Annotated in this window: 2 protein-coding genes; both read right to left on the bottom strand. The window is 55.7% G+C overall.

Annotation, left to right across the window (positions count from 1 at the left end; genetic code table 11):
- The coding region (locus tag CPT76_RS24700) for a peptidase U32 family protein (protein ID WP_258168779.1) at nucleotides 1–1777 on the bottom strand (1777 nt) is incomplete at its 3' end.
- A gap of 367 nt (nucleotides 1778–2144) precedes the next feature.
- The coding region (locus CPT76_RS24705) for a copper amine oxidase N-terminal domain-containing protein (protein WP_105444813.1) at nucleotides 2145–3964 on the bottom strand (1820 nt) is incomplete at its 5' end.

Consider the following 3964-nt stretch of genomic DNA (forward strand, 5'->3'; position numbering starts at 1 on the left):
CGGCTTCCACCGCTGCCGGGAACTGCTTGATGAACTCGAAGTCGGCGTATATCATCTCTACGCCGGCTTCAAGCGCAGCCTCAACCTGCGGGAGGCTGCGGCACAGCGCGGTGAGCTTCGCCTCACCGCGGGCTACCGGCGATGCGCTGCGCGCGGCATCGCTGAACACGGTCGCCGCCCGTTTCACGTACACGGGCGGCTTCGGGCGCTCGCCTGCGAGCAGCTCCACCGCCCGGCGGCGGATATTGTTCAGCTCGCGCATCGGCACGATGACGTCACCCTGCAGGTCGACGTCCAGCTTCTCGAGCTGGTAGACGGTGCCGCCCAGGCGGCCGAACTGCTCCTCGAGCAGAGCGTAATCCATCGGCCGCTTCTTGGCGATTTCCAGCTCCATCTCCGAGTCGACCTGCACCGTCGTGCCCTTCTGCACGTCGGTCCAGACGGTTGTCAGGAGACCGCCGGCATGGCCAACGGCTTTCACATGCACCGGGAACACCCGGTACGGCTTCTCCGTCTCGAACGTTTGGCGCAGGCGCTTGTCGAGCGCCGGATCGTTCGTTTTCCAGATACGGTCGCCGACATGCAGTTTCCGCAGATCCACGTCGCTCCGGCCCGGAACGATGTCCACGATCCAGCCTTCGCCAGCTTCCCCGTCAATCTTGACGCCTTTGCGGCGCAGGTCGTAAATCCGTCCGCCCTCTTCCTGCTTCGTCGGATCGCCGGCGTCGAACACGATGCCGTCCCCGCGCTTCAGCGGCGCTTCGATCTTGCAGACGACGCCGTCGCGCAGGATCTTTTCGACCCGGCCGACGTACACGCCGCGGCTTTTCGGGAACGTGCCGTCGACCAGCTGTTTGTTGTTCGTGCCTTCGAGGAATCCGTGCGTAAAGCCGCGCGAAAAGCTCTGCTGCAGCTCGCGCATTTCCTCTTCGCTCGGCGGCGTATTGTCGCCGTCAAAGTAACGGTCGATCGCCCTGCGGTACTTGCTGACCACGTTGGCCACGTACTCGGGGCTCTTCAGGCGCCCTTCGATTTTAAAGGACGTAACGCCCGCCTCGATCAGCTCCGGCATCAAATCGATGGCCGCCAAATCTTTTGGCGACAGCAGATAAGCCACATCACCCATCGGCTTCTGTTCGCCGTCCACGATCAGGTCGTACGGCAGGCGGCAGGCCTGCGCGCATTCACCGCGGTTGGCCGAGCGGCCGCCCCACATTTCCGACGTCAGGCACTGACCGGAATAGGAGACGCACAGGGCGCCATGAACGAACACTTCCATCGGAAGCTTCGCCTGTTCCCCGATTTTTTGAATCTGCTTCAGGTTGTTTTCGCGCCCCAGCACGACACGCTCCATACCCCACGGCTTGGTGAATTCCACCGCTTCCGGCGAAGTGATCGTCATCTGGGTCGAGCCGTGAATCGGGAAGTCCGGGGAAATTTCCCGGATCAGCTTCACCAGCCCCAAATCCTGCACAATCACAGCATCCACGCCCGCATCGATACAGGCGTCGATCAGTTCCTTGGCATCCTCCAGCTCGTTTTCAAACACCAAAATGTTAAACGTCAAAAAGCCCTTCACGCCATAACTGTGAAGAAACGACATGATCTCCGGCAGCTCCGCCATCCGGAAGTTGTTCGCCCGGGCACGGGCGTTAAACTTTTCCACGCCGAAAAAGATCGCATCCGCTCCGTTGGCTACCGCCGCACGCATGCAGTCCCAGTCGCCGGCCGGCGCCAGAAGCTCCACGTCTTCCCTTCTTAATGCCTGTTTGTTCATCTATATCCTCCCAAACCGGTCCTGCCGGTTCTAATTCTAGAATTCTCGTACCTTTGCAGACCTGACGAAAAGAATCACCAGCATAACTGCTACTTTAACTTATCTAGTGTACCAGACATCTTCCGATCCTTCTACTATCCCCACGAATTATCTCGATTCCCATAGGAAGGCAGCAATTTTCGCATTACATACTATCAGGTTATCCGTGTTTGGTAGGGTGCAAACTAAGTGAATGGCCATGCGCGGCTTATGTGGTGTAAAAAGCTTTCGTTGGGCACACCAAAAACCGGAACAGCCTCTGGGCTATCCCGGTTCCTGATCACATATTTTTCCACTGCACTTTTACAGCTACAGCAGCTATCTCACGTTATTCGGCAGCCGCAGTGGTTTTGACTTCATCTTTTTTCGTAAACGTAAAAGAATTCAGCGTCTCATCCAGCGTCTTCTTCTGAATATCCGTGGCGTTAGCGTCATTCAGGGACGCGGACAGCGTATACACCGTACCGTTATGCTGCACAACGATTTGGCGCGCGCTGTACGGAATGCCGTCCTTCACCTGATGGATGGAAAAGACGACAGCTGGCTCGCCGGCAAAGGTCGTGTTCTCTACCTTTTCCAGCTTCAAATCTTTCTGATACTTCACGGCTTCATTGTAGAACGACTTCAGCTGGCTTACGGCTTCTTCAAAAGAGCTATCCTTCTCGGCCGTGATCATCATGCGTCCGCCCACGAACTGATACTCCACCGGCGACAGCTCAAACTGGTCTCGATTCGCGCTCCAGTACTGCGGAATACGAACTTGGTACTGATAGGTTTTGGACGTTTTGGTCGTTCTCTTGGATTTATCGATCAGAAACGTATTCTCTTCCATACTTCCGAAGGACTCCGGCACGACGGTAAAATCGATGTTGATCCCGTTCATCAAATCTTTGAACTTGGCCACATCCGCCGGCTGGTCTTCCGGAGCTGCATACTCCACATAATAGCGGTAGCCGTCCTTCAAAATCATCACTTCATATTCACGGATCCAGCCGTCACCATAGTTATACCTGGCTTCGTTCACCAGCGCCTGTTCCCCGGATACCTCCAGCGGGTAAGTATTGACGACCTCATACGAAGTTTTGACGAAGGACTCTTCCAGCCATTTCTTCATCTGTCCGCCCCACTGGTCGAGCGAGTCGCCTTTGGGTCCAGTGGACACGTTCAGCTTCAAGTAACTGCCGTCCTTGCCTTCATAATACATGTCCGCATTGTCCATGCTCCAGTCGGCCGGGATGTCTAAAGCAATACCGTAATCATCGTTATACACGCCGCGCATGCCATTTTTGACAGTGGACAGATCCTTCACGGTTTTGTCCGCCGGATTAAAGCTCGTATCAAAAGAGTTCAGCAGCCCGGCATATTTATTCAGGTCCTTGTAGTTGGACGCCTGCAGATCAGCAAAATACAGCTCGTACAGACGATTATGGCCCGAATACATCCGGCACTCCCAGAAGGTTCCGTCTCCGTCCTTGGTCACAATACGGGCATACGGCACCTTTGCTTTCGGGAAGGTCCCCCGGTCCACTACCATCTCGCCGCCTTTTTTGGCGTCCTCCACCAGCCGATCCAGCAAATCATCGGTGCTTAGATCCGCATCCTCATCGGAAGCGTGGACTTCAATGTAGTACTTTTCCTCTGCATCGTTAAAAGACGCAATACTCTCGGTCTCATCGCCGCTGCCGACGATCAGGCCGCTCGGATAATTCATCGTCCAGCCGTAGTAGCTGTTGCCGATCTTCGTCTTGCCTACGTCCGAATCGATCCCTGGATCCTGCGGACTGGCATCATCCTCCGAAGGTTTCAGGCTGATCACCCATTCCCCCGCCGACCCTGTATTCATTTGCGCTCCGATGCCTTGCGCCACCACACGAAGCGGAACCATCAGAGTGCCGTTCATCATGGACGGGGCAGCCTCCAGCTTCACTTTACGTCCGTCCACCCAGGCCAGATGGCTGTCGATCGTTAAGCTAATCTGATGAGGGCCGTATCCGATTTTGATCACATTGTTTTTTTCCAGCTTCACTTCGCTGCCGAACGCTTTGCTGAACACGCCCAGCGGAACCATTACGGTTCCATTTTTCTTGAACGGCTTCAAAATTTGTACCGTCTGCCCGTTAATCACCGCCGCGGTGCTTCCCGTCTTGA

The sequence above is a fragment of the Paenibacillus sp. AR247 genome, assembly GCF_002968895.1.
GTDB classification, from domain to species: domain Bacteria; phylum Bacillota; class Bacilli; order Paenibacillales; family Paenibacillaceae; genus Paenibacillus_AQ; species Paenibacillus_AQ favisporus.